The sequence below is a fragment of the Mycolicibacterium brumae genome (assembly GCF_025215495.1).
Lineage (GTDB): Bacteria > Actinomycetota > Actinomycetes > Mycobacteriales > Mycobacteriaceae > Mycobacterium > Mycobacterium brumae.
Genome location: NZ_CP104302.1, coordinates 2,066,104 through 2,088,451, shown reverse-complemented (window position 1 = coordinate 2,088,451; position 22,348 = coordinate 2,066,104). Strand labels below are relative to the sequence as shown.

The 22,348-nt window shown below is 68.7% G+C and carries 18 protein-coding genes, 1 tRNA gene and 1 pseudogene; 13 read left to right on the top strand and 7 right to left on the bottom strand.

From position 1 onward, the window contains the following. Nucleotides 1-4: 4 nt before the first annotated feature. Nucleotides 5-1,498 (bottom strand): glutamate-cysteine ligase family protein, encoded by a 1,494-nt coding sequence (locus L2Z93_RS10130; RefSeq protein WP_090585843.1) that lies wholly within the window; start codon nucleotides 1,496-1,498, stop codon nucleotides 5-7. A 208-nt stretch (nucleotides 1,499-1,706) separates the two neighbouring features. On the opposite strand from L2Z93_RS10130, the gene L2Z93_RS10125 reads away from it, so the two are divergent. Continuing rightward, complete coding sequence (locus L2Z93_RS10125; protein WP_090585840.1) at nucleotides 1,707-2,129, top strand: hypothetical protein; 423 nt, start codon at nucleotides 1,707-1,709, stop codon at nucleotides 2,127-2,129. A 24-nt stretch (nucleotides 2,130-2,153) separates the two neighbouring features. Here the strand turns inward: L2Z93_RS10125 and L2Z93_RS10120 are convergent. Continuing rightward, nucleotides 2,154-2,230 (bottom strand) — tRNA-Leu (locus L2Z93_RS10120). Between the two features lie 186 nt (nucleotides 2,231-2,416). Between L2Z93_RS10120 and L2Z93_RS10115 the strand changes: the two genes are divergently transcribed. The 3 genes from L2Z93_RS10115 (at nucleotide 2,417) to L2Z93_RS10105 (ending at nucleotide 5,798) form a co-directional block, all read left to right on the top strand. After that, complete coding sequence (locus tag L2Z93_RS10115) at nucleotides 2,417-3,052, top strand: two-component system response regulator PdtaR (protein ID WP_090585937.1); 636 nt, start codon at nucleotides 2,417-2,419, stop codon at nucleotides 3,050-3,052. Nucleotides 3,053-3,061: 9 nt separating this feature from the next. Continuing rightward, nucleotides 3,062-4,354: a sensor histidine kinase gene (locus L2Z93_RS10110; RefSeq protein WP_090585838.1), complete on the top strand. Its 1,293-nt coding sequence runs from the start codon at nucleotides 3,062-3,064 to the stop codon at nucleotides 4,352-4,354. Between the two features lie 115 nt (nucleotides 4,355-4,469). Further along, a complete protein-coding gene (locus tag L2Z93_RS10105) occupies nucleotides 4,470-5,798 on the top strand; it encodes an ABC transporter substrate-binding protein (RefSeq protein WP_090585835.1) in 1,329 nt (442 codons plus the stop codon). Nucleotides 5,799-5,835: 37 nt separating this feature from the next. On the opposite strand, the gene L2Z93_RS10100 is transcribed toward L2Z93_RS10105, so the two are convergent. From L2Z93_RS10100 to L2Z93_RS10085, 4 genes are read right to left on the bottom strand one after another with little or no spacing between them, the layout of a single operon-like run. Next, on the bottom strand, nucleotides 5,836-6,591 hold the full coding sequence (locus L2Z93_RS10100; RefSeq protein WP_090585831.1) for an ABC transporter ATP-binding protein: 756 nt from the start codon (nucleotides 6,589-6,591) through the stop codon (nucleotides 5,836-5,838). Beyond that, nucleotides 6,588-7,643, bottom strand: a complete 1,056-nt coding sequence (locus L2Z93_RS10095; RefSeq protein WP_090585829.1) for an ABC transporter ATP-binding protein — start codon at nucleotides 7,641-7,643, stop codon at nucleotides 6,588-6,590. The genes L2Z93_RS10100 and L2Z93_RS10095 overlap by 4 nt, the downstream gene beginning before the upstream one ends. Further along, on the bottom strand, nucleotides 7,636-8,625 hold the full coding sequence (locus tag L2Z93_RS10090) for a branched-chain amino acid ABC transporter permease (RefSeq protein ID WP_090585826.1): 990 nt from the start codon (nucleotides 8,623-8,625) through the stop codon (nucleotides 7,636-7,638). Before L2Z93_RS10090 ends, L2Z93_RS10095 begins: the two co-directional genes overlap by 8 nt. A 4-nt stretch (nucleotides 8,626-8,629) precedes the next feature. Beyond that, entirely contained in the window at nucleotides 8,630-9,910 is a 1,281-nt protein-coding gene (locus L2Z93_RS10085) for a branched-chain amino acid ABC transporter permease (RefSeq protein ID WP_090585823.1), read from the bottom strand. A gap of 189 nt (nucleotides 9,911-10,099) precedes the next feature. Here L2Z93_RS10085 and polA point away from each other — a divergent pair, with 189 nt between their 5' ends. The 5 genes from polA (at nucleotide 10,100) to L2Z93_RS10060 (ending at nucleotide 16,894) form a co-directional block, all read left to right on the top strand. After that, nucleotides 10,100-12,763, top strand: coding sequence for a DNA polymerase I (polA, locus tag L2Z93_RS10080; protein ID WP_090585821.1), 2,664 nt, complete (start codon nucleotides 10,100-10,102; stop codon nucleotides 12,761-12,763). Nucleotides 12,764-12,788: 25 nt separating this feature from the next. Beyond that, a complete protein-coding gene (locus L2Z93_RS10075; protein ID WP_090585818.1) occupies nucleotides 12,789-14,051 on the top strand; it encodes a threonine/serine exporter family protein in 1,263 nt (420 codons plus the stop codon). Next, on the top strand, nucleotides 14,048-14,851 hold the full coding sequence (locus L2Z93_RS10070; protein WP_090585814.1) for an acyl-CoA thioesterase: 804 nt from the start codon (nucleotides 14,048-14,050) through the stop codon (nucleotides 14,849-14,851). The genes L2Z93_RS10075 and L2Z93_RS10070 overlap by 4 nt, the downstream gene beginning before the upstream one ends. A 21-nt stretch (nucleotides 14,852-14,872) precedes the next feature. After that, nucleotides 14,873-15,844: a lysophospholipid acyltransferase family protein gene (locus tag L2Z93_RS10065; protein ID WP_090585811.1), complete on the top strand. Its 972-nt coding sequence runs from the start codon at nucleotides 14,873-14,875 to the stop codon at nucleotides 15,842-15,844. A gap of 147 nt (nucleotides 15,845-15,991) precedes the next feature. Then, on the top strand, nucleotides 15,992-16,894 hold the full coding sequence (locus L2Z93_RS10060) for an endonuclease domain-containing protein (RefSeq protein WP_193438936.1): 903 nt from the start codon (nucleotides 15,992-15,994) through the stop codon (nucleotides 16,892-16,894). A gap of 277 nt (nucleotides 16,895-17,171) precedes the next feature. Here L2Z93_RS10060 and L2Z93_RS10055 read toward each other — a convergent pair whose 3' ends face one another. After that, entirely contained in the window at nucleotides 17,172-18,062 is an 891-nt protein-coding gene (locus tag L2Z93_RS10055; RefSeq protein ID WP_090585808.1) for an esterase/lipase family protein, read from the bottom strand. 280 nt (nucleotides 18,063-18,342) lie between these two features. Between L2Z93_RS10055 and rpsA the strand changes: the two genes are divergently transcribed. The 4 genes and pseudogenes from rpsA (at nucleotide 18,343) to L2Z93_RS10035 (ending at nucleotide 22,346) form a co-directional block, all read left to right on the top strand. Further along, nucleotides 18,343-19,779, top strand: coding sequence for a 30S ribosomal protein S1 (rpsA, locus tag L2Z93_RS10050; RefSeq protein ID WP_090585803.1), 1,437 nt, complete (start codon nucleotides 18,343-18,345; stop codon nucleotides 19,777-19,779). A 125-nt stretch (nucleotides 19,780-19,904) separates the two neighbouring features. Beyond that, nucleotides 19,905-21,128 (top strand): zinc metallochaperone AztD, encoded by a 1,224-nt coding sequence (gene aztD / locus L2Z93_RS10045; RefSeq protein WP_090585933.1) that lies wholly within the window; start codon nucleotides 19,905-19,907, stop codon nucleotides 21,126-21,128. A 30-nt stretch (nucleotides 21,129-21,158) separates the two neighbouring features. Then, a pseudogene (coaE, locus tag L2Z93_RS10040) lies at nucleotides 21,159-22,070 on the top strand (dephospho-CoA kinase); the annotation flags it as partial. A 21-nt stretch (nucleotides 22,071-22,091) separates the two neighbouring features. Beyond that, nucleotides 22,092-22,346 (top strand): DUF7161 family protein, encoded by a 255-nt coding sequence (locus L2Z93_RS10035; protein WP_090585799.1) that lies wholly within the window; start codon nucleotides 22,092-22,094, stop codon nucleotides 22,344-22,346. The last annotated feature ends 2 nt before the right edge of the window (nucleotides 22,347-22,348 follow it).

Genomic DNA, 22,348 nt, shown 5'->3' with positions numbered 1-22,348 from the left:
GCCGCTAGGAGGCCGGGCCGGTCCACAGGTGCACCGGCAGATTGGCGTGCATCCGCTCGCAATACAGCCGCAGCATCTCGGCCAGCGCCTGCGGCCGGGACAATCCGCCGTCCTCCAGCGCCCGCACCGTCGACACCTGCCAGGACGCGCCGTTCTGGCCGGACTTCGCCCGGCCCTCGATGGCGCCGAGGAACTCGTCGCGCACCTCGGCGGCCACACCCCAGCGGATCAGCCCCTCATCGGCCATCGGCAACAGCACCCGCAAGGTCAACTCGTCGGCCGTCACCTCGCCGAGGCCGGGCCAGTACAGCCGGGCGTCGATGCCGTAGCGCGCCGCGGACAGGAAGTTCGCCTCGGCGGCGGCGAAGCTCATCTTGGTCCACAACGGCCGGTCCTCCTCGCTTAAGGTGCGCAGCAGGCCGTAGTAGAAGGCGGCGTTGGCCATGCTGTCGGTGACCGTCGGGCCCGCCGGCAGCACCCGGTTCTCCACCCGCAGGTGCGGCCGGGACACCCCGTCGGTCTCCACCACGTCGTACACCGGCCGGTTCCAGCGGTACACCGTGCCGTTGTGCAGCCGCAGTTCCGGCAGCCGGGGGATGCGCCCGGCGGCCAGCTCGACTTCCGGGTCCTCCTCGGACAGCTCGGGCAGCAGCGACGGGAAGTAGCGGACGTTCTCCTCGAACAGGTCGAAGATTGAGGTGATCCAGCGTTCGCCGAACCACACCCGGGGCCGAACCCCCTGCGACTTGAGCTCGTCGGGCCGGGTGTCGGTGGCCTGGGCGAACAACTCGACACGGGTCTCGGCCCACAACTGCCGGCCGAAGAAGAACGGGGAATTGGCGCCGAGCGCCAACTGGGGGCCGGCCAGCACCTGCGCGGCGTTCCAATTGTTCGCGAAATCACCGGGGGAGACCTGCAGGTGCAGCTGCATGCTGGTGCAGGCCGATTCCGGGGCGATGGTCGCGGCGTCGCAGCGCAGCCGCTCCGGCCCCTCGATGTCGATGACGATGTCCTCGCCGCGGGCGGTGAAGATCGAGTCGTTGAGCGCCTGATACCGCACCGAATCGCTCATCCAGTTGGTTTCCAGATGCTCGGGCATCAAGGTCGGCAGGATGCCGATCATCACGATGTGCGCGCCCGCCTTGTTCGCCTTGGTCTCGGCGGCGTTCAGGCTCGCCCGCACATCGTTGGCCAGGTCGAACGCGGCGTGGCCGGGCAGCGGCCGCGGCGGCACATTGAACTCGATGTTGTAGGCGCCCAGCTCGGTTTGATAGGCCGGATCGGCGATGGACGCCAGCACGTCGTCATTGCGCATCGCCGGCTGGTAGGTGTCGTCGACCAGATTGCATTCGATCTCCATGCCGGTCAGCGGCCGGCCGAACTCGAAGCTCGACGTCGACAGCATGGTCTCGAACACGTCCAGGCACTGCTGCACCTTGCGTCGGTACTCCTGCCGGTGCGCCCGGGTGAACTCGGTACGAGTTAGCTCTTCGCCCACACCTGTCGATGCAACCGGCTGGGCACGCGTCGCGCAACGTCTTCGGTGGAATTGCCCGCTTCGGCGCGTCATCGCCCGCGTCGGACGACTTCAACGGCCGTTCTCTCATACTGCAGTGCCGAATGTTTGATGATTCAACGCGCCGAGATGTGTCGAAATTGTTATCTTCGGCACCCGGGAGATTCCCGGCGCGAAATGTGGGGGAACCATGAACAAATTCATTGCGGCTGTTTCGGCCGCTGCGGCGGGAGCGGCCTTGGCGTTCGCCGGCGCCTCGGGGGTGGCCGTGGCCGACGACGGGCTGAGTGGCGCATACACGTTGACCTGGGACCTCAGCCAGGCTGCCCAGGTCAAGAACAAGGAAGTCCGGACCGACCAATGGACGGTCACGCCGTGCGGCGCCGGTTGTGCGGATGTGGCGATGGGCGGCGGGCAGACCGGTCAGATGCATTTGGTCAACGGGCGTTGGGAAATGTCGCGTGACATGACCTTGATGAACTGCAATGCCGGTGGCCCAGATGTCACGGTCTTCACTTCGCTAGACGCCGCCACACTCCAGGGATTTCAACGCAACACCAACCACTGCGCGAATGTGACATTCGAAGGCCCGGCGTCGCTGGCTCGGTCGTAGCGTCCAGGAAGTCCGACAGCTGCGTGGTGCCCCCGGTGAGACTCGAACTCACACTGGACGGGTTTTGAATCCGTTTCCTCTGCCAATTGGGATACGGGGGCCAGCGGGTTCACACCTTAGACGATGGTGCGTGGGCGGCTGAGCGGACCTCGCCGTCTCAGACGGGATCGGCGGTGATCTCGGTGAGACTCGAACTCACAGTGGACGGGTTGTCCGTTTGTTGTTCACGGGTGGGTAACTTGGGGTCTGCCTCGCTCATCACCGCGCGGCACGACAGAATGGACCCCATGACCGGCACCAGCACTGCCTCCGGCCCGACGGCCCACCGCGTCCTGATCGCCGAGGACGAGGCCCTGATCCGCCTGGACCTGGCCGAGATGCTGCGCGAAGAGGGTTACGACGTGGTCGGCGAGGCCGGCGACGGACAGGAAGCCGTCGAACTCGCCGAGCAGCTGCGCCCCGACCTGGTGATCATGGACGTGAAGATGCCCCGGCGCGACGGCCTGGACGCCGCCGCCGAGATCGCCGGGAAACGCATCGCCCCGATCGTCATGCTCACCGCGTTCAGCCAGCGTGACCTGGTGGAGCGCGCCCGGGAGGCCGGCGCGATGGCGTACCTGGTCAAGCCGTTCTCGATCAACGATCTGATCCCGGCCATCGAGGTCGCGGTCAGCCGGTTCCGGGAGATCACCGCGCTGGAGAGCGAGGTCGAGTCCCTCACCGACCGGCTGGAGACCCGCAAGCTCGTCGAGCGGGCCAAGGGGCTGCTGCAGTCCAAGCAGAAGATGACCGAACCCGAGGCCTTCAAGTGGATTCAGCGGGCCGCGATGGACCGACGCACCACCATGAAGCGGGTCGCCGAGGTCATCGTGGAGTCGCTCGACGACGGCGGGAAAACCACCTCCGCCGAAACGCCCGAGTAGCCGGGGTTCGTGGCGAGCCCGCGGTTCGGGTTCGGCGCCCTGCCCCGGTGGCGCGCGCCGGCGATCCTGCTGTTCACCGCGGTGCGGTCGTCGTCGGTGCTCGGGCATCACCTCATTCACCGGTTCCAGGCCGAGCGGTTTCAGGTGTTCCTGGCCGGCCACTTCGCCATGTGGTTCGGCGCGGGTGTGCTGCTGCCGCTGTGGGAGTACTTCGTGCTGGCCCCGTCGCGCTGGTTCCTGGTGCTGGCCGGGGTTTCGGCGGCGCACTCCGTTTTGCTGGTGCTGGCGATGGACCTGGTGCGCCGCGAACGCTACGAGCAATCCATCTCGCTGGTCTGCGTCGGCAACTGGGTCGGCGTGCTGGTAGTGGTGTACGTGTCACCGGCGCTGCTGCCGGTGATGGCGGTCATGGCGCTGCTGCCGGTCGCCTTCGCCGAAGCCTACGTCCGATGGCAACGCGGATTGCTGTTCGTCGGAATCACCGGGCTCTGTCTGCTGACGGCCGCCGTGCTGGCGCGTTTCGTGCGCCGCGAAGACGCCGCCCAGATCGGGAACCTGTGGGTGGAGACGGCGTTTGTGATCGCCGGACTGACCGTCGTTGGACTCAACCTGATGGTGGTCGTGTGGAATAACGCTGCGGCGCTGCGCACCTCGGAGACCTACCTCGCCGAACACGCCGTCGACCTGGCGGCTTCCCGGGCCCGGCTGGCCGCCGCGGCCGACGACGAACGCCGCCGCATCGAACGAGATCTGCACGACGGCGCCCAGCAGCACCTGGTCGCGCTGTCGATGCTGATTCAGCTGGCCCGCGACGCCGAGCCGGAGCGCGCCGACGCGTTGCTCGACGACGCCGCCGAACTGGTCGGCACCGCGGTGGTGGAGATCCGTCGGCTGGCCCAGGGCATCTACCCGCCGCAGCTGGTCAGCGGCGGGTTGGCCGGGGCGCTGCCGATCCTGGCCGCGCGGTCGGCGATCCCGGTCCGCCTGGACCTCGGCGACCTGGGGCGCCACCCGGCCCCGATGGAGGCGGCGCTGTACTTCTGCTGCAGTGAGGCGCTGCAGAACGCGGCCAAACACGGCCGCCCCGACACCGTCGCCACCGTGACGGCGAGCGTCGACGGCGACCGGCTGCGCTTGACGATCGCCGACGACGGGCCGGGGTTCGACCCCGAGACGCAGGGCCGCGGGCTGGCCAATATGCGGGACCGGATCTCGGCGCTCGGCGGGGACCTGCTCATCGACACCGCGCCGGGTGCGGGCGCCCGGGTTGTCGCCACGGTCAAACTGGGCGATCCGGATTAGGTCACAGAATGGTCACGACGGCCTTCTGCGCCGTCGGCTTGCGGCGCCAGCCGTTAGGTTCGACACTCGTACCTGCAGAAACTGCGATTTCTCCCATCCTCTGAGGAGCGTTTCTATGACGTATCGGACCCTTACCCGCGCGTTTGCCGTCAGCGGCATCGCCGCGCTCGCGTTCACGGCGTGTTCCTCCGGAGGTGAGAAGGACACCAGCGCCGCCGACACCGACACCAGCACCGAGGCCGCCGAGGTCGTCGTCACCGACTGCGAGCCCGATCAGGCCACCGCGGGCGCCACCCCGGACACCAGCCCGCTCAAGATCGGCACCCTGCTCCCCGAGACCGGGACGCTGTCCTTCCTCGGACCCCCGGAGATCGCCGGCGTGCAGATCGCCATCAACGAGATCAACGACGCCGGCGGCGTGCTGGCCCAACCGGTCGAACTGGCCACCGGCGACTCCGGTGACACCACCACCGACACCGCCAACACCACCGTCGACCGGCACCTGGCCGGCGGCGCGGACACCATCGTCGGCGCCGCCTCCTCCGCGGTGTCGCTGAAGGTCATCGACAAGATCGCCAGCGCGGGTGTGGTGATGTTCTCCCCGGCGAACACCTCCGACCAGTTCGTCTGCTACCCGGACAAGGGCATGTACTTCCGCACCGCCCCGACCGACGTGCTGCAGGCCCAGGCGCTGGCCCAGCTGATCACCGAGGACGGCGCCCAGCGGGTGGCGATCCTCGCCCTCAACGACCCGTACGGAACCGGCCTGGCCGCCAACGCCGTCGAGGACCTGCAGGCCGCGGGCATCGCCGAGGACCAGATCACCAAGATCATCTACGACCCGAACGCGCAGTCGTTCAACGCCGAGGTCGACCAGATCAAGGAGTTCAACCCCGACGCCGTCGCGGTGATCGGCTTCGAAGAGACCGCCAAGATCGTCACCCGCATGCACGAGGTGGGCATCGGCCCGTCGGACGGCATGCTGGTCTACGGCACCGACGGCAACATGGGCAACGCGCTCGGCAAGGGCGTGGCCAAGGGCCTGCTGGCGGGTATGAAGGGCACCACCCCGCTGACCGACGTCGGCCCGGAGTTCGAAGGCCGACTGCTGGCCCAGGACCCGAAGCTGGTGGACTTCAACTACGCCGGTGAGGCCTTCGACGCCGTCGTCATCACCGCGCTGGCCGCCGAGCAGGCCAAGTCCACCGCCGGTGTCGACATCGCCGCCAACATCAACTCGGTCACGCGCGACGGGGTGGAGTGCACCAGCTTCGCGCAGTGCCGGGACCTGATCGGCGAGGGCAAGGACATCGACTACAACGGTGTCACCGGCGCGTTGACCTTCGGGCCGGCCGGGGAGCCGTCCGTCGGCTCCTACGGCAGCCTCGAGTTCGACGCGGACAACAACCTGAACACCGTGGACTACATCGTCGTCGAAAGCTAGACCGCAGAGACACGCGCCGGGCAGCCGGGGGAGAGGGCTACTTCTTCTCCCGGCTGCCCGCCAGCGTTCCCAGGTACAGCTCGATCACCTTCGGGTCCTTCATCAGGTTGGCCCCGGTGTCGGTGTAGGCGTTGGCGCCCTGGTCCAGCACGTAGCCGCGGTCGCAGATCTGCAGGCAGCGCCGCGCGTTCTGCTCGACCATGATCACCGAGACACCGGTGGCGTTGATCTGCTTGCAGCGGATGAACACCTCGTCCTGGAACATCGGCGACAACCCCGCCGACGGTTCGTCGAGCAGCAGCACCGACGGCTCCATCATCAGCGCCCGGCCCATGGCCACCATCTGCCGCTCACCGCCGGATAGCGCGCCGGCCTTGACCTTTCGGCGTTCGGCCAGCAGCGGGAACAGTCCGGCGACGAAGTCGAAGCGGTCCCGGAACGCCGTCGGGCGCAGGTAGGCGCCCATTTCCAGGTTCTCCTCGATGGTCAGCGACGGGAACACATTGTTGGTCTGCGGCACGTACCCCACGCCCTTGGTGACCAGCACGTGCGCGGGGGCGGAGGTGATGTCCTCGCCGCGCAGCCGGACCGAGCCGCTGCGCACCGGGATCAGCCCGAACAGCGTCTTGAGCAGGGTGGACTTGCCCGCCCCGTTGGGGCCGATGATCCCGACGATCTCGCCGTCGCGCAGGAAGAAGTCGCAGCCGCGCAGGATGTCGACCTCGGGGATGTAGCCGGCGATCAGCTGGTCGGCGCGCAGCAGGGCGTCGGCGGGTTCGGGCTGTGCGGTCATCGCGCTTCTCCGTCGGACAGGTCGCCGCCGGACTCGATGGTCTCCACCACCGCGGCCTCGATCTCCTCGGCCAGTTCGGCGGTGGCGCCGACGGGATTGCCGTGCTCGTCGAACTCCAGCGCCAGATCGTGGTGGCTGCCCAGGTAGGCGTCGACGACGGCCTCGTTGTCACCCAGTCGCTCCGGCGGTGATTCGGCGATCACCGAGCCCTGGGCCATCACCACCACCCAGTCGCTGACGTCGCGGATGACGTCCATGTCGTGTTCGACGAACACCACCGTCATGCCTTGGTCGCGAAGGGATTTCACGTGCCCCAGCAGGCTTTCGGTGAGCGCCGGGTTCACCCCCGCCATCGGCTCGTCGAGCATCACCACGGTGGGGTCGGTCATCAGCGCCCGCGCCATCTCCAGCAGTTTGCGCTGCCCGCCGGACAGCGACCCGGCCATGTCGTCGGCCTTGGCGTCAAGTTTGAACCGGGCCAGCATCTCTCGGGCCCGCTCGGTGATCTCCGCCTCCTGCGTGCGCCAGCGGAACGTCAGCAGCGCGGCGCCGATGTGCTCGCCGACCTGGTGCGGCGCGCCGAGTTTGAGGTTGTCCAGCACCGTCATCTTCGCCAGCGCCTTGGTCAGCTGGAAGGTGCGCACCACACCCTTTCGGGCCACCTGGTGCGGGCGCAGCCTGCTCATGTCCTGGCCGTTGTAGGTCCAGGAGCCGGTGTCGCACCGGTCGAATCCGGTCAGCAGGTTGAAGAAGGTGGTTTTGCCGGCGCCGTTCGGCCCGATCAGACCGGTGATGGAGCCGCGCTGGATCTCCAGATGCGCGACGTCGACGGCCTTCAGGCCGCCGAACGAGCGGGAGATGTTGTCCACCACGATGATCGGGTCCGGTTTGGGACTGCCCGGTTCGGCGAGTGCGCGAGGAACGAGCGCAGGAGCGACGAGGCCGGGCTCATCGGGACTGCCCGGTTCGGCGAGTGCGCGAGGAACGAGCGCAGGAGCGACGAGGCCGGGCTCATCGGGACTGCCCGGTTCGGCGAGTGGGCGCTCAGCCATCGAGGGACACCTCCCTTCTTCGGCCCATGATGCCCTGTGGTCGGAACACCATCAGCGCCATGATCAGGATGCCGAGCAGCACGTAACGCGTCGCGCCGACCTGCGCGTCGGTCAGCGGCAGCAGCGGGTCCGGGCCGGCGATCGCCTGCCGCATCAACGCGTCGGGGATGGCCAGCAGGAACCAGAACAGCATCGCTCCGACCACCGGGCCGAGCACGGTGGCGGCGCCACCGAGCAGCAGTGCGCCGAACGCGTAGAAGGTCTGCGAGGTGGAGTAGAAGTCCGGGTGGATGGACTTGGTCTGCAGCGCGTTGAAGATACCGCCCATGCCGCCGATCACCCCGCCCAGCACCAGCGCCTGCAGCTTGTAGACGAACACGTTCTTGCCGAGCGAGCGCGCGGCGTCCTCGTCCTCCCGGACCGCTTTGAGCACCCGGCCCCACGGGCTGCGGGTCAGCAGGAAGACGAACACGCACAGCACCGCGACCAGGGTCCAGCCGACCAGCATCGCCCACACGTCGTCGCCGACGAACTTCATGCCGAGGAAGGAGTACTGCTTGCTGGAGTCGAACGGGCTGTAGGTGGTGAACGGCCCGGCGAAGCCGTACAGGCCGTTGGTGGAGCCGGTGACCGAGTCGGCGGCGGTGGACCGGAAGATCAGTCGCAGCACCTCGGCGGCGGCGATGGTGGCGATGGCCAGGTAGTCCGCGCGTAATCGCAGGGTGGGGATGCCAAGCACCACCGCAAGCAGTCCGGCAGCGGCCAGCCCGACCAGGATGCCGACCCACAGCGGCTGCCGGTAGGTGACGGTCATGATGCCGACGCCGTAGCCGCCGAGCAGGGCGAACCCGATCTGGCCGAAGTTCAGCAGCCCGGTGTAGCCGAAGTGCAGGTTCAGCCCGATGGCCAGCAACGCGTAGAAGATGGCCGACGGGCCGATCAGCTGGGCGAAGGCGATTTGCAGCGCGCTCACGATGTCCACGGACTCACCCGACCCTTTCCCGGGAGCCGAGGATGCCCTGCGGCCGGACGATCAGGATGAAGATCAGGATCAGCAGGCCGCCGACGTACTTGAGGTCGGGATTGATGAACAGGGTGGACAGCTGCACCAGCAGGCCGACGATGACGCAGCCGATCAGCGCGCCGTAGGCGGTGCCCAGCCCGCCGAGGGTGATCCCGGCGAACATCAGCAGCAGCAGTTTGAAGCCCATTTCCCACTGCACCCGGCCGCCGAGTTCGGAGACCGCGAGCAGGATGCCGCCGAGCGCGGCCAGCCCGCCGCCCAGACACCAGACGTAGGTGATGACCCGTTCGACGTTGATGCCGGAACTGGAGGCGAGGTCCTTGTTGTCGGCGACGGCGCGCATCGCCTTGCCGATCCGGGTCTTCTGCAGCATCACCGCCAGCGCGATCAGCACCACCAGGCTGATCGCGATGACGATCAAGTTGATGTCGGTGATGGCGAGCGGGCCCCACGTGCGCTGCGCGCTCGGCGAGTACCCGGGCAGCGCTTCGGTGCGGTCGCCGAACAGCATCAGGATCAGGTAGCGCAGCGCGATGGCCAACCCGATCGACACCACCAGCGCCGGGATCAGCCCGACCCGGCGTTTTCGCAGTGGACGCCACAGCCCCGCGTTGTTCAGCCACCCGACCCCGACCCCCGCCACGATGGCCAGCAGCGCGGCGGCCGCCAGCGGCAGCCCGAATGTCGCGTTCAGGATCCAGGTGAACACCGCGCCGAGCGTGACCAGCTCGCCGTGGGCGAAGTTGGTCAGCCCGGTGACGCCGAAGATCATGCTCAGTCCCACCCCGGCGACCGCGATGACCAGGCCGAACCGCAGGCCGTCGATGGCCAGCCGGATCACCCGCTCATAGAGCGGGACGCTGGTGGTGGTGCGGACCTCGCCGAAGGTGAAGACGACGGTGTTGGTGCGCCCGGCGGTGACCGTGCGGGTCACCGAGGACTGCACGCTGACCCCGTCGGGCAGGGTGTCCGGGTCCACCTCGAAGACGTGGGGGCCGACCGGCACCTCGAACCGCCAGCGTCCGGAGTCATCGGAGGTGGTGGAGCCGACCTCGGCGCCGTCGGGGTCACTGGCCCGCACGGTGGCGCCGGCGACCGGTGTGCCGGCGTTGACCAGCCGCCCGGAAACCGTCGCGGTGTCGCCGTCGTCGGCCGACGCGGGCCCGGCGACGAGCAGCGTCAGGAACAGCGCCGCGAACAGCAGGAGCGCCGCATGGAGCCTGCGGCGTGTTCCTGAATCCACGACAAACCCCCTGCTTTGTTTCCCGGGGACTGTAAACGCTGCGGCGGCCCCCCGCAGCCCGGACACCCCGATACGGCGCGGAAACCGTCCGGCCCGACCCGCCTCGCGCGGCGCCCCGGTCGGTGACAGAGCCGCTGAGTAGGGTGGACCCCCGTGAGCCCCGCACCCGCCGCAGAAAAGCCCACCCTGATGCTGCTGGACGGCAACTCGCTGGCGTTTCGGGCGTTTTTCGCGCTGCCGGCGGAGAACTTCAAGACCCGCAGCGGCCTGACCACCAACGCGGTCTACGGCTTCACCGCCATGCTGATCAACCTGCTGCGCGACGAGAAGCCCAGCCACGTGGCCGCCGCGTTCGACGTGTCCCGGCAGACCTTCCGCAAGGAGCGGTACCCGGAATACAAAGAAGGCCGCTCGGCCACCCCGGACGAGTTCCGCGGTCAGATCGACATCACCAAGGAGGTGCTCGGCGCGCTCGGCATCACGGTGCTGGCCGAGCCGGGGTACGAGGCCGACGACATCATCGCGACGCTGGCCACCCAGGCGCAGAACGAGGGCTACCGGGTGCTGGTGGTCACCGGCGACCGGGACTCGTTGCAGCTGGTCACCGACGATGTCACCGTGCTGTACCCGGTCAAGGGCGTCAGCGAGCTGACCCGCTACACCCCCGAGGCGGTGGCCGCCAAGTACGGGCTGACCCCGGCGCAGTACCCGGACTTCGCCGCGCTGCGTGGCGACCCCAGCGACAACCTGCCCGGCATCCCGGGGGTGGGGGAGAAGACCGCCACCAAGTGGATCACCGAGTACGGGTCGCTGCAGGGCCTGGTCGACCGGGTCGACACCGTCAAGGGCAAGGTCGGGGACTCGCTGCGCGCCAACTTGAGTTCCGTTGTGCTCAACCGGGAACTCACCGAGCTGGTCCGCGATGTGCCGCTGGCGCAGACCCCGGACACCCTGGCGATGGTCCCGTGGGACCGCGACCAGATCCACCGGCTGTTCGACGACCTGGAGTTCCGGGTGCTGCGCGACCGGCTGTTCGACACCCTGTCGGCCCCGGAGCCGGAGGCCGAGGAGGGCTTCGAGGTGCGCGGCGGCGCGCTGGAGCCGGGGACCGTCGCCGACTGGCTGGCCGCGCACGCGCATCCCGGCGCCCGGGCGGGGGTCGCGGTGACCGGCGCGCACCGCAGCTTCGACAGTGACGCGACCGCGCTGGCCATCGTCGCGGCCGACGGCGAGGGCGGCTACCTGGACACCGCGACGCTGACCGCCGACGACGAGGCCGCGCTGGCGGCCTGGCTGGCCTCGCCCGCGCACCCCAAGGCGCTGCACGAGGCGAAGCTGGCCCGCCACGACCTGGCCGGGCGCGGCTGGACCCTGAACGGGGTCACCTCCGACACCGCGCTGGCCGCCTACCTGGTGCGGCCCGGCCAGCGCACCTTCGCCCTCGACGACCTGGCGGTGCGCTACCTGGGCCGCGAGCTGCGGGCGGACACCCCGCAGCAGCAACAACTGTCGCTGCTCGACGACGCCGACGGGGTCGACGAGCAGGCCGTGCAGACCCTGCTGCTGCGCGCCCGCGCGGTCGTCGACCTGGCCGACGCGCTGGACGCCGAGCTCGCCAAGATCGACGAGGCGAACCTGCTGGCGGAGATGGAACTGCCGGTGCAGACCGTGCTGGGCGAGATGGAGTCGGTCGGGATCGCCGTCGACCTGGACCGCCTCGGCGGGCTGCAGTCGCAGTTCGCCGACCAGATCCGTGACGCCGCCGAGGCCGCCTACGAGGTGATCGGCAAGCAGATCAACCTCGGCTCGCCCAAGCAACTGCAGGTGGTGCTGTTCGACGAGCTCGGCATGCCGAAGACCAAGAAGACCAAGACCGGCTACACCACCGACGCCGACGCGCTGGCCACCCTGTTCGACAAGACCGGGCACCCGTTCCTGCAGCATCTGCTGACCCACCGCGACGTCACCCGGCTCAAGGTCACCGTCGACGGGCTGCTCAACGCGGTCGCCGCCGACGACCGGATCCACACCACCTTCAACCAGACGGTCGCGGCCACCGGCCGGCTGTCCTCCACCGACCCGAACCTGCAGAACATCCCGATCCGCACCGACGCGGGCCGCGAGATCCGCGACGCGTTCGTGGTCGGCGCCGGCTACGCCGAGTTGATGACGGCCGACTACAGCCAGATCGAGATGCGGATCATGGCGCACCTGTCCGGCGACGAGGGCCTGATCGAGGCGTTCAACACCGGCGAGGACCTGCACTCGTTCGTCGGGTCCCGGGCGTTCGGGGTGCCGATCGAGGAGGTGACCGCCGAACTGCGCCGCCGGGTGAAGGCGATGTCCTACGGACTGGCCTACGGGTTGAGCGCCTACGGTCTGGCCTCCCAGCTCAAGATCTCCACCGAGGAGGCCAAGGAGCAGATGGACGCCTACTTCGCCCGGTTCGGCGGCGTGCGCGACTACCTGCAGGCCGTCGTCGAGCAGGCCCGCAAGGACGGTTACACCTCCACGGTGCTGGGCCGCCGTCGGTACCTGCCCGAACTCACCAGCAGCAACCGTCAGGTCCGGGAGGCCGCCGAGCGGGCGGCGCTGAACGCCCCGATCCAGGGCAGCGCCGCCGACATCATCAAGGTCGCGATGATCGACGTGGATCGAAGCCTGCGCGCGGCGGGGCTGCGGTCGCGGATGCTGCTGCAGGTGCACGACGAGCTGGTGCTGGAGGTCGCCGACGGCGAGCGGGATCAGGTGGAGGCGCTGGTCCGGGACAAGATGGGCGGGGCGTACCCGCTGTCGGTGCCGCTGGAGGTGTCGGTCGGCTACGGCCGCAGCTGGGACGCGGCGGCGCATTAGTGCCGGACACGACGGGGTCGGCGCGATGACCGACGAGGCGGAACGGCAGCACACGCGGTTCCTGGCGCATCTGGGCGCCACCATGGCGGCCGCGAACTACCCCTCACCGCTGATCAGCGAGCTGCTGGACCGGGCGTCGAAGGCTTACGGCTACAACAACAGCAGCATCGTGCTGCCGAGTTTCGTCCAGGTGACCGGGGAGCCGTCGGCGCGGGGCACCGTCGTCGAGTCCGTCTCACCGCGCGCCGACTTCCGCTTCGAGCAGACCTTTCCGCTGGCGAAGCTGATCCGCGATGTGCTGCGCGAGCGGGTCACCGCGGCCGACGGGGAAGCGCGGCTGACCCGGCTGCTGGACGCCGCCCCGCGGTACCCGTGGTGGGTCACCCCGCTCGGGTACGGGGTGTGGAGCGCCGGGCTGTCGCTGGTGGTCGAGCCGTCCCGGCTGAACCTGCTGATCGCCAGCGTGCTCGGCGTGTTCGTCGGCCTGCTCGTGAAAATCGGGGACCGGACACCGGCGTTGGCCAACCTGGTGCCGGTGCTGTCGGCGTTCCTCGTCACCTCGGTGTGCATCGAAGGCGCCCAATGGATCGGTCTGGATCACGTCGGATTGCGCGCGATCATCCCGCCGTTGGCGATCTTCCTGCCCGGCGCGGCCATCACCCTGGCCGTCATCGAATTGACCTCGCGCGACGTGGTTTCCGGATCCGCCCGGTTGATCGCCGGCATGATGCAGCTCGCGCAGCTGGCGTTCGGAATCCTGGTCGCCACCCAGATCTTCGGCGTCGATGAGGTCCCGCTGACCGCCGACAAGGCCAACCTCCTGGGCCCGTGGGCGCCGTGGCTCGGCGTGCTGGTCTACTCGGTCGGGGTGCTGTTCTACCTGGCGCCACCGCTGTCGTTCCTGCCGTGGCTGCTGGTGGTGGCCTATCTGGCGTTCGCCGGGCAGTACTTCGGCGACAAGCTGCTGGACAGCTATGCCGCCGGGTTCCTCGGCGGAACGGTGTTGATGGTGGCGGCGTTGGCCGTGAGCCGGATGCCGAAGTCACCGCCGGCGATGACGATGGTGATGCCCGGTTTCTGGTTGCTGGTCCCCGGCGGGATGGGCCTGATCGGCTTCGCGGAGATCTTCGGCGCCGACGGCGACGACGCGCTGCCGTCGACGCTGATCTCGATGATCGCGGTGTCACTCGGCATCCAGGCGGGCCTGGCGCTGTGGCAGGTGAGCCAGCGAGTCAAGAGACCTGACTCCCGGCCGCCTACGCTCCCTGAGCCAGACTTGACGCCATGACGCATGTTTTCGATGAGGCCCTGTCGCTGGAGTCCGCGGGGTCGCCGGGACTGGTGACCGGGGCGACGCATCCCGCGTGGGCGAATATGGTCGGGCCGTTCGGCGGGGTCACCGCCGCGGTGCTGACCCGGGCCATCGAGACGCACCCGGACGTGCTCGGCGACCCGCTGGCGCTCACCGTCAACTACGCGGCCCCGATCGTCGACGGCCCGTTCGAGCTCGCGCTGAACCCGGTGCGGACCAACCGCACCAACCAGCACTGGATCGTCGAACTGCGCCAGGACGGCGAGACCAAGACCACCGCCACCGCGGTGTTCGGCGTGCACCGTGACTCCTGGGCCGACACCGAGGCGGTGATGCCCTCGGTTCCCGCCCCGGAGCAGTTGCCGCGCGGCGCCCAGGAGTTCCCGATCTGGTTGTCCCGCTTCGACCTGCGGTTCGCCGCGGGACCGTTCCCGCAGACCGTCGGGCAGGCGTCGCCGTCGTCGCAGTCCCTGCTGTGGGTCCGCGACGCCGAGGGCCGGGCGTTGGACTACGCCGCCTTGAGCGCTGCCGCCGACATGTTCTTCCCACGGATCTACCTGCGCACCGGCCAGCTGATCCCGGCCGGCACCATCAGCTTGACCACCTACTTCCACGCGTCCCGGGCGGAGCTGGAGGAGGTGGGCGCGGATTTCGTGCTCGGCGCTGCGTCTGCGAACCGCTTCTCGCGGGGTTTCTTCGACCAGTCGGCGACCGTGTGGAGCCGCGGTGGGACCTTGCTGGCCAGCACCCATCAGCTGGTGTACTTCAAGGGCTGAACCCGGCCCTAGGCTGGGCTGATGACCGAGCCCGAGCGTCCGGCCCGCATCCCCGCGCCGCTGCGGCACGGGGTGCTGTTCGTCTCCGGTCTGCTCGCGGCGCTGCCGGCCCGGCTCTCCGACCTGCTGACGGTGGTGATGGCGCGGCTGGTCTATTGGAGGGGTCACGCGCTGCACTCCGCGGTGCTGCAGGATTTCCGGGACAACGTCGACCCGACGGCCCAGCGGTCGCTGCGCAAGTGGCGGCCGGTGCGCTCGATGTACCGCGCGCTGGTCCGCAACGCCAACGACGCGCTGTGGTTCCTGACCGCGTCGCCGGAGCGGGCCCGGCGGCGGTTCCGGATCGTCGACCCGTCCCCGCTGGCCGTGGCGTTGGCGCCCGGGCACGGCGCCATCGTGGTTTTCCCGCACCTGGGTTCCTACGCGTCGCTGCCGGTGGTGCTCGCGCTGAACGGGTTCCCGACGACCATCGTCGCGAACCGGCAGGCGGCGCCCATGCAGTGGGTGATGGAGCGCGGTGCCGCCAAGGCCGGAATCGAGCTGGTGGTCGTCGCGCGGGAGCGGGGGAGCAGCATCACCGCCGCGATGGCCGACGCGCTTGGGCGCGGGAGGGTGGTGGCGGTGGCCGGCGACTACTTCCGGGCCCGCGAGGGCGGCGGCGCCGGGGTGCCGGTCGAGCTGGGCGGCGCGGTCCGGTCGGTCGGGGCGGGCCCGGCGCTGTTGGCGTTGCGCACCGGGGCGCCGCTGGTGCCGGCGGCGGTGTTTCAAGCCGCCCATCGCCGGGAGCCGGTTCTCGGGCGGGTTATCCCGGTTGCCTCGTCACCCGCGGGCGCCGATCCTGATTTCGGGGCTGATTCACCCGCCGCCGTGCAGGAGCTGTCGCAGCAGATTGCCGACGCGATGACGGAGTTCATCGCGCGCGAACCGGAGCAGTGGGTGATGCCGGGCGGCCTGGTGTCGGACTCGTTGGGCCGCCGGGCGGCAAGACGCTGAACCGGTTCTGCGTCAAAACGTGCGCCAAATGGCGGGCGCCTCCGGCAAATAGCCATTTGCCTAGGCAATTTCGCGCACAATTTGACGATCACGGTTCGCCCGGCATGCCATGGAACCGGATGACCATCGGTATGGGTCTACATCCGCATGACCCGAGATCCAGGTATCTACTCCCATGCGCAGCTTCGCGAGCGCGGCTACGACATCCCCGGCTTGCGGCGCGGTGTCGCCTCCGGTGATTTGATCCGGTTGCGACACGGTTGGTTCGCGATCCGCACCCACGATCCGGAAGCCGCCGCCGCGGTGAAGGCGGGAGGCGCGCTCGCCTGCGTCTCGGCGATGCGCTGGCACGGGCTGTGGGTGCCGCCGGGATACGCCGAGACTCATATCCGTCGCACACGTCGGAGCCGCGGGCGGGGGCTGTCCTGCTCTGCGATCGGCGGCCCTTATCCGGTGACCGGGCCGGTCGATCCGGTCACGCTCGCACTGGCGTGCGCGGCTCGGTGCATGACCGCTGAAGACTGGGTGGCCAGCTGCGACAGTCACCTCAGTTCGGTCGGCATCGACGCAGCGGAGTTCTTGAAGACGCTGGGACACCCGGGGGATTCCCGATTGAAGAAACTGCTCGCGATGACCGACCCGTCGTCTCAGTCCGGTACCGAGAGCATTGCGCGGGTGCGGCTCAAGGCATTGGGATACCACGTGATTTCGCAGCCGAGCGTCCCGGGCGTCGGTCACGTGGACCTGCGGGTCGGCGCCTTGCTGATCGAGTGCGACAGCGTGCAGCACCACACCGACTTGGCTGCCTACCAGCGGGATCGCGCTCGCGATCGCAAGGCGGTGGTCGCCGGGTGGATCACTTTCCGCCTGACGTATGACGATGTCCTGTACGGCTGGGACGAGACACTGCGCGACATCAGGGCGGTCACCGGCAGGGGACGGCATCGGGCGCGCGGCGCGCAGATGCGGGGCGTGCTCGCGGAGAGCCTTCAGGCCGACGCGGCGGAGTCCGCCGCGAGGCGTGCCGCGGCCGTCGAGGCAGCGGACTAGCCCTGAACCGGTCCCACTCAGCCAACTCCAGGACCCGACGACGACGCCCCAGCGCACGTAGGAGCCGGGGCGTCGGGAAGAGGGATCAGTTGTTCTCGGACCCGCCGGGGCCGTCGGAATCATTGGATCCATTCTGGGCGCCGGCGGGGTCCAGCCCTTCTTGCCGAGGAATCCGGCGACGTAGTCGTTGATGTAGCCAAGGGAATGCAGGTCGTCGTGAAGCACCTCATCCTTCGCGCCCCGGTTCGTGTCGTCGGAGCCCTGCAGGCTGTGCACCTCAATGTTGTGGACGCGGGCGCCCAGCACGGCGTTGAGGAACGTCTTCCGGTACGGCGTGACGTACTCGTCGTCCTTGGCGCCGATCACCAGATAGTCCACGCCCTTGACCGTGTCCGGGGTCTTGTTCAAGGGCGTTGATGAAATCGCCGCCCTCCAGCTGCTGGCGCGGCGCGACGCCGAGCACGACGTCGACAACCCGGTCGAACGCCCAGCGGGCGGCGGGGCGCAACGGATTCGGGAGCAGGTCGATTGCGTCGAGGAACATGGTGCCGGAGGTGACGTAGGCGACGTTCTTTTTGCCGAACACCGATTCCAGGCCCGTGACGACGCGTCCGTCGTTCTGAGTCTCGTTCAGGTAGTTCTTGATGATCAGGCCGCCCTGTGAGTGGCCGACCAGGTCGACCCGGGAGGGATCGCGGCCTGCCGCCTGCTCAAGCCGCCTCACCTCCGCGATCTTGTCGGCAAGAGTTTGCGTCGATTCCTCGATGTCGGCCATGCCGCCCATTTCCGGTCCGAGCAGGCCGACCAGGCTGAAGTCTCTGCCGTAGTTGTAGCTGTAGACCGTGAAACCCCTGGCCCTGAGGCTCTCTTCGAGCTTCGCCACCTCGCCGACATTGCTCCAGGTGCCATGCACGATGATCACCGGGACCTTCTCGCGATCCGGGTCGAGTTCACTGCCGTCAGGACTGAGCTGGGGGTTCTCCACTTCGCCGGAGGTCAGCACCACCTCGCCCCACTCGACCGTGACGTTCCGCAGCCCGCCGAAGTCCACGCCCGGCAGCGCGGACTGGGCTTGCGCCAGTGCCGTCGGCCCGACGGTCGTCGGTGCCAACGCGGCGCCGAGGACGACCGCCATCAGGGCGGCGAAGACCGCGAACAGTTTTCTCACGGGAACCTCCGGGCTGGGGAGTGCGCGCCACCACAGTGATGGCGATCACGCGAAGATTACGAACCGGGATTTAACGCGTGTCAACTTACGGATTCGTAGGTCATCGAGTTACGGATCCGTAGGTTGCCGTCCCTGAATGGGACCCCCGCCGGCGGGTGAGTTTGTTCAGCGTGTGGCATGTCGAGTAGGCTCACAGGGTGCTCACGCGTGGTTTCCGCGTGCGCGCACACCAATAACGATCCTGTCCCTACGATTAAACCTGTCCGGAGCAACCCACCACATGCCAAGCCCCTCCGTCACCTCGCCGCAAGTAGCCGTCAACGACATCGGCTCGGCCGAGGATTTTCTCGCCGCCATCGACAAGACCATCAAGTACTTCAACGATGGCGACATCGTCGAAGGCACCATCGTCAAGGTTGACCGCGACGAGGTCCTGCTCGACATCGGCTACAAGACCGAAGGCGTAATCCCTTCCCGCGAACTGTCCATCAAGCACGACGTCGACCCCCACGAGGTGGTGTCCGTCGGTGACGAGGTGGAAGCGCTGGTCCTCACCAAGGAGGACAAGGAAGGCCGCCTGATCCTGTCCAAGAAGCGCGCTCAGTACGAGCGGGCCTGGGGCACCATCGAAGAGCTCAAGGAAAAGGACGAGGCCGTCAAGGGCACCGTCATCGAGGTCGTCAAGGGCGGCCTGATCCTCGACATCGGCCTGCGCGGCTTCCTGCCCGCGTCCCTGGTCGAGATGCGTCGCGTCCGCGATCTGCAGCCGTACATCGGCAAGGAGATCGAGGCCAAGATCATCGAGCTCGACAAGAACCGCAACAATGTGGTGCTGAGCCGCCGCGCCTGGCTGGAGCAGACCCAGTCCGAGGTGCGCAGCGAGTTCCTCAACCAGCTCACCAAGGGCGCCATCCGCAAGGGTGTCGTGTCCTCGATCGTCAACTTCGGCGCGTTCGTCGATCTCGGCGGCGTCGACGGCCTGGTGCACGTCTCCGAGCTGTCCTGGAAGCACATCGATCACCCGTCCGAGGTCGTCGCCGTCGGCGACGAGGTCACCGTCGAGGTGCTCGACGTGGACATGGACCGCGAGCGGGTTTCGCTGTCGCTCAAGGCGACTCAGGAAGATCCGTGGCGGCACTTCGCCCGCACCCACGCCATCGGCCAGATCGTGCCGGGCAAGGTCACCAAGCTGGTGCCGTTCGGCGCGTTCGTCCGCGTCGAGGAAGGCATCGAGGGCCTGGTGCACATCTCCGAGCTGGCCGAGCGTCACGTGGAGGTCCCGGACCAGGTTGTCGCCGTCGGCGACGACGCGATGGTCAAGGTCATCGACATCGACCTGGATCGCCGCCGGATCTCGCTGAGCCTCAAGCAGGCCAACGAGGACTACACCGAGGAGTTCGACCCGTCGAAGTACGGCATGGCCGACAGCTACGACGACGCCGGGAACTACATCTTCCCGGAGGGCTTCGACGCCGAGACCAACGAATGGCTCGAAGGCTTCGACAAGCAGCGCACCGAATGGGAGGCCCGGTACGCCGAGGCCGAGCGTCGGCACAAGATGCACACCGCGCAGATGGAGAAGTTCGCCGCGGCCGAGGCCGAGGAGGCCGCGCGGCCGACCTCGAGCAGCAGCCAGAGCGACGAGCCCGCTGGCGGGTCGCTGGCCAGCGACGCCCAGCTGGCCGCGCTGCGCGAGAAGCTCGCCGGCAACGCGTAGCGGCTTCCGCGCCGAGCAACAGAACTCCCCGGCCCGCATGGGCCGGGGAGTTTTGTCTTGTCAGGGAGTCACATGCATCCATCGCTAATTGACAATGATTGTCGTTGCCGATTGAAATGGCGGGCATGGTCCCCGTGAAACCTCTGTTGGCAGCGCTGTCCGTCACCGCCCTCCTCGCCGGCTGCGGCGGCGAGAGCACCCGAACCGAGCAGGAGACCACCGCGGCCTCCGCCACCCCGGCGGCGCCGCAGGAACAGGGCAGCCGCACCCCGCGGCTGGCGCTGAGCTATGACGGCGGCGTGCTGGTGCTCGACGCCAAGAAGCTCGAGCAGGTCGCCGACATCCCCGTCGACGGGTACCTGCGGCTGAACTCCGCGCAGGACGGCAGGCACGTGCTGGTGTCCCAATCCGACGGATTCACCGTGCTGGACATGGGCACCTGGGCCGAAGCCCACGGCGATCACCGGCACTACTACACCGCGGAGCCGCAGCTGACCGACATCCGGTTCGGTGGCGAGAAGCCCGGGCACGTCGTCGCGCACGACGGCCTGCTCACCTTCTTCAGCGACGGGACCGGGCAGGTCGACGTGGTCGATCCGCGCGACCTGTCCACCGGCGCCGTGCAGCGCCGGGTGAACACCACCGCGCACCACGGCGTCGCGGTCGCCCGCGCCGACGGCACCGTGGTGGTCAGCGTCGGAGACGACGAATCCCGTTCCGGCGTCGAAATTTTGGACAACGCCGGCAATGCGGTCGCATCCAACGACCAGTGCCCCGGACTGCACGGCGAGGCCGCGGCGGCCGACGGCGTGCTCACCTTCGGCTGCGAGAACGGCATTCTCATCGTGCGCGGCAACAACATTGAGAAGGTCGCCAGCCCGGACCCGTACGGCCGGATCGGCAACCAGGCGGGCAGCGACGAATCACCGGTGGTGCTCGGCGACTACAAAGTCGATCCCGACGCGGAGCTCGAACGCCCCGAGCGCTTCACCCTGACCGACACCGCCACCGGCGAAATCTCCATCGTGCCAATCCATTCCACCTACAGCTTCCGCTCGCTGGGCCGCGGTCCGGCCGGTGAGGCGGTGCTGTTGGGCGCCGACGGCGCGCTGCACGTCTTCGATCCGGCCACCGGTGCGGAGACCGCGCACTACCCGGTGATCGAGGCGTGGACCGAACCCGAGGACTGGCAGGACCCGATGCCCACCCTGCACATTCTGGGCTCGACCGCCTACATCAGCTCGCCCGCCGAGCGGCGGCTGCTGGCCGTCGACCTCGCCAACGGCGCGGTGACCGCCGAGACCACCCTGGACAAGGAGACCAGCGAGCTCACCGGTGTCACCGGCTGACCGATCGGAGCGGCCTGACAGACTGTCGGAATGCTGCGAATCGGTTTGACCGGAGGCATCGGCGCCGGCAAGTCCACGGTGTCGTCGATGTTCGCGTCCTACGGAGCGCTGGTCATCGACAGTGACCTCCTCGCCCGCGAGGTCGTCGAGCCGGGCACCCCGGGCCTGCTCGCCCTGGTGGAGGCGTTCGGCGACGGCATCCTGGCCGCCGACGGTTCGCTGAACCGGCCGGCGTTGGCCGCGGTGGCCTTCGCCGACGAGACCAAACGCCGCACCCTCAATGGGATCGTGCACCCGCTGATCGCGCAACGCCGCGCCGAACTGATCGCCACCGCGAACCCGGCCGGCGTCGTCGTCGAGGACATTCCGCTGCTGGTCGAGAACGGGCTGGCGCCCCTGTTCCCGATGGTCGTCGTGGTGCACGCGGACGTCGAGGACCGGGTCGCCCGGCTGATGACCCACCGCGGGTTCACCGAGCAGGACGCGCGCGCCCGGATCGCCGCGCAGGCCACCGACGAGCAGCGCCGCGCCGTCGCCGACGTCTGGTTGGACAACTCCAGCAGCCCGGACGAGCTCACCGAGAAGGCCAGCCTGCTGTGGTTCGACCGGGTCGCGCCATTCGCCGTCAACCTCGCCGAACGCCGTGCGGCGACCGTCGACCCCGTCGTCGTCCCGCCGAACCCGGAATGGCCGGCCCAGGCGGACCGCATCATCGCCCGGCTGCGGGCGGCCTGCGGGCAGCACGCCCGCAAGGTCGAGCACGTCGGCCCGACGACCATCCCGGGGCGCGCCGCCGAGGACCTCATCCACATCGATCTGCACGTGGGCTCCCCGGCCGCCATCGACACCGTCGCCGAACCCCTGCTGGCCGTCGGCTACCCGCGGGTGGTGCCAGGCCTGCACGCTTCGGCCGACCCCGGCCGGCCCACCCACGTCCGGCTGCTCGCCTCCTGATCACGCCCCATGGCAGACGTTCCCGCGGGGTTCCGGCCGGTGCGCTGGGACGACAGCGGGCTGCGCGGCAGACGCGCCCGGATCATCGCGGACCCCGGTGTGTACTACGACCTGCCGCCGGATGAAGCCGACGTCGTCATCGTCGACGACGAACCCAATATCTACGCGGAACTGACCGTCGCCCTCCCCGAAGCCGCCGATCGGCGATTGGCCATCCACCACAGCTGCCTCGCGGTCACCACGGGCGATGAGGCCGACACCTAGGC

Excerpts from the sequence above, each read along its gene's own strand:
- L2Z93_RS10125 (WP_090585840.1), top strand. The coding sequence starts at position 1,707 with ATGAACAAATTCATTGCGGCTGTTTCGGCCGCTGCGGCGGGAGCGGCC.
- L2Z93_RS10115 (WP_090585937.1), top strand. The coding sequence starts at position 2,417 with ATGACCGGCACCAGCACTGCCTCCGGCCCGACGGCCCACCGCGTCCTG.
- L2Z93_RS10105 (WP_090585835.1), top strand. The coding sequence starts at position 4,470 with ATGACGTATCGGACCCTTACCCGCGCGTTTGCCGTCAGCGGCATCGCC.
- L2Z93_RS10100 (WP_090585831.1), bottom strand. The coding sequence starts at position 6,591 with ATGACCGCACAGCCCGAACCCGCCGACGCCCTGCTGCGCGCCGACCAG.
- L2Z93_RS10095 (WP_090585829.1), bottom strand. The coding sequence starts at position 7,643 with ATGGCTGAGCGCCCACTCGCCGAACCGGGCAGTCCCGATGAGCCCGGC.
- polA (WP_090585821.1), top strand. The coding sequence starts at position 10,100 with ATGCTGCTGGACGGCAACTCGCTGGCGTTTCGGGCGTTTTTCGCGCTG.
- L2Z93_RS10075 (WP_090585818.1), top strand. The coding sequence starts at position 12,789 with ATGACCGACGAGGCGGAACGGCAGCACACGCGGTTCCTGGCGCATCTG.
- L2Z93_RS10070 (WP_090585814.1), top strand. The coding sequence starts at position 14,048 with ATGACGCATGTTTTCGATGAGGCCCTGTCGCTGGAGTCCGCGGGGTCG.
- L2Z93_RS10065 (WP_090585811.1), top strand. The coding sequence starts at position 14,873 with ATGACCGAGCCCGAGCGTCCGGCCCGCATCCCCGCGCCGCTGCGGCAC.
- L2Z93_RS10060 (WP_193438936.1), top strand. The coding sequence starts at position 15,992 with ATGACCCGAGATCCAGGTATCTACTCCCATGCGCAGCTTCGCGAGCGC.
- rpsA (WP_090585803.1), top strand. The coding sequence starts at position 18,343 with ATGCCAAGCCCCTCCGTCACCTCGCCGCAAGTAGCCGTCAACGACATC.
- aztD (WP_090585933.1), top strand. The coding sequence starts at position 19,905 with ATGGTCCCCGTGAAACCTCTGTTGGCAGCGCTGTCCGTCACCGCCCTC.
- L2Z93_RS10035 (WP_090585799.1), top strand. The coding sequence starts at position 22,092 with ATGGCAGACGTTCCCGCGGGGTTCCGGCCGGTGCGCTGGGACGACAGC.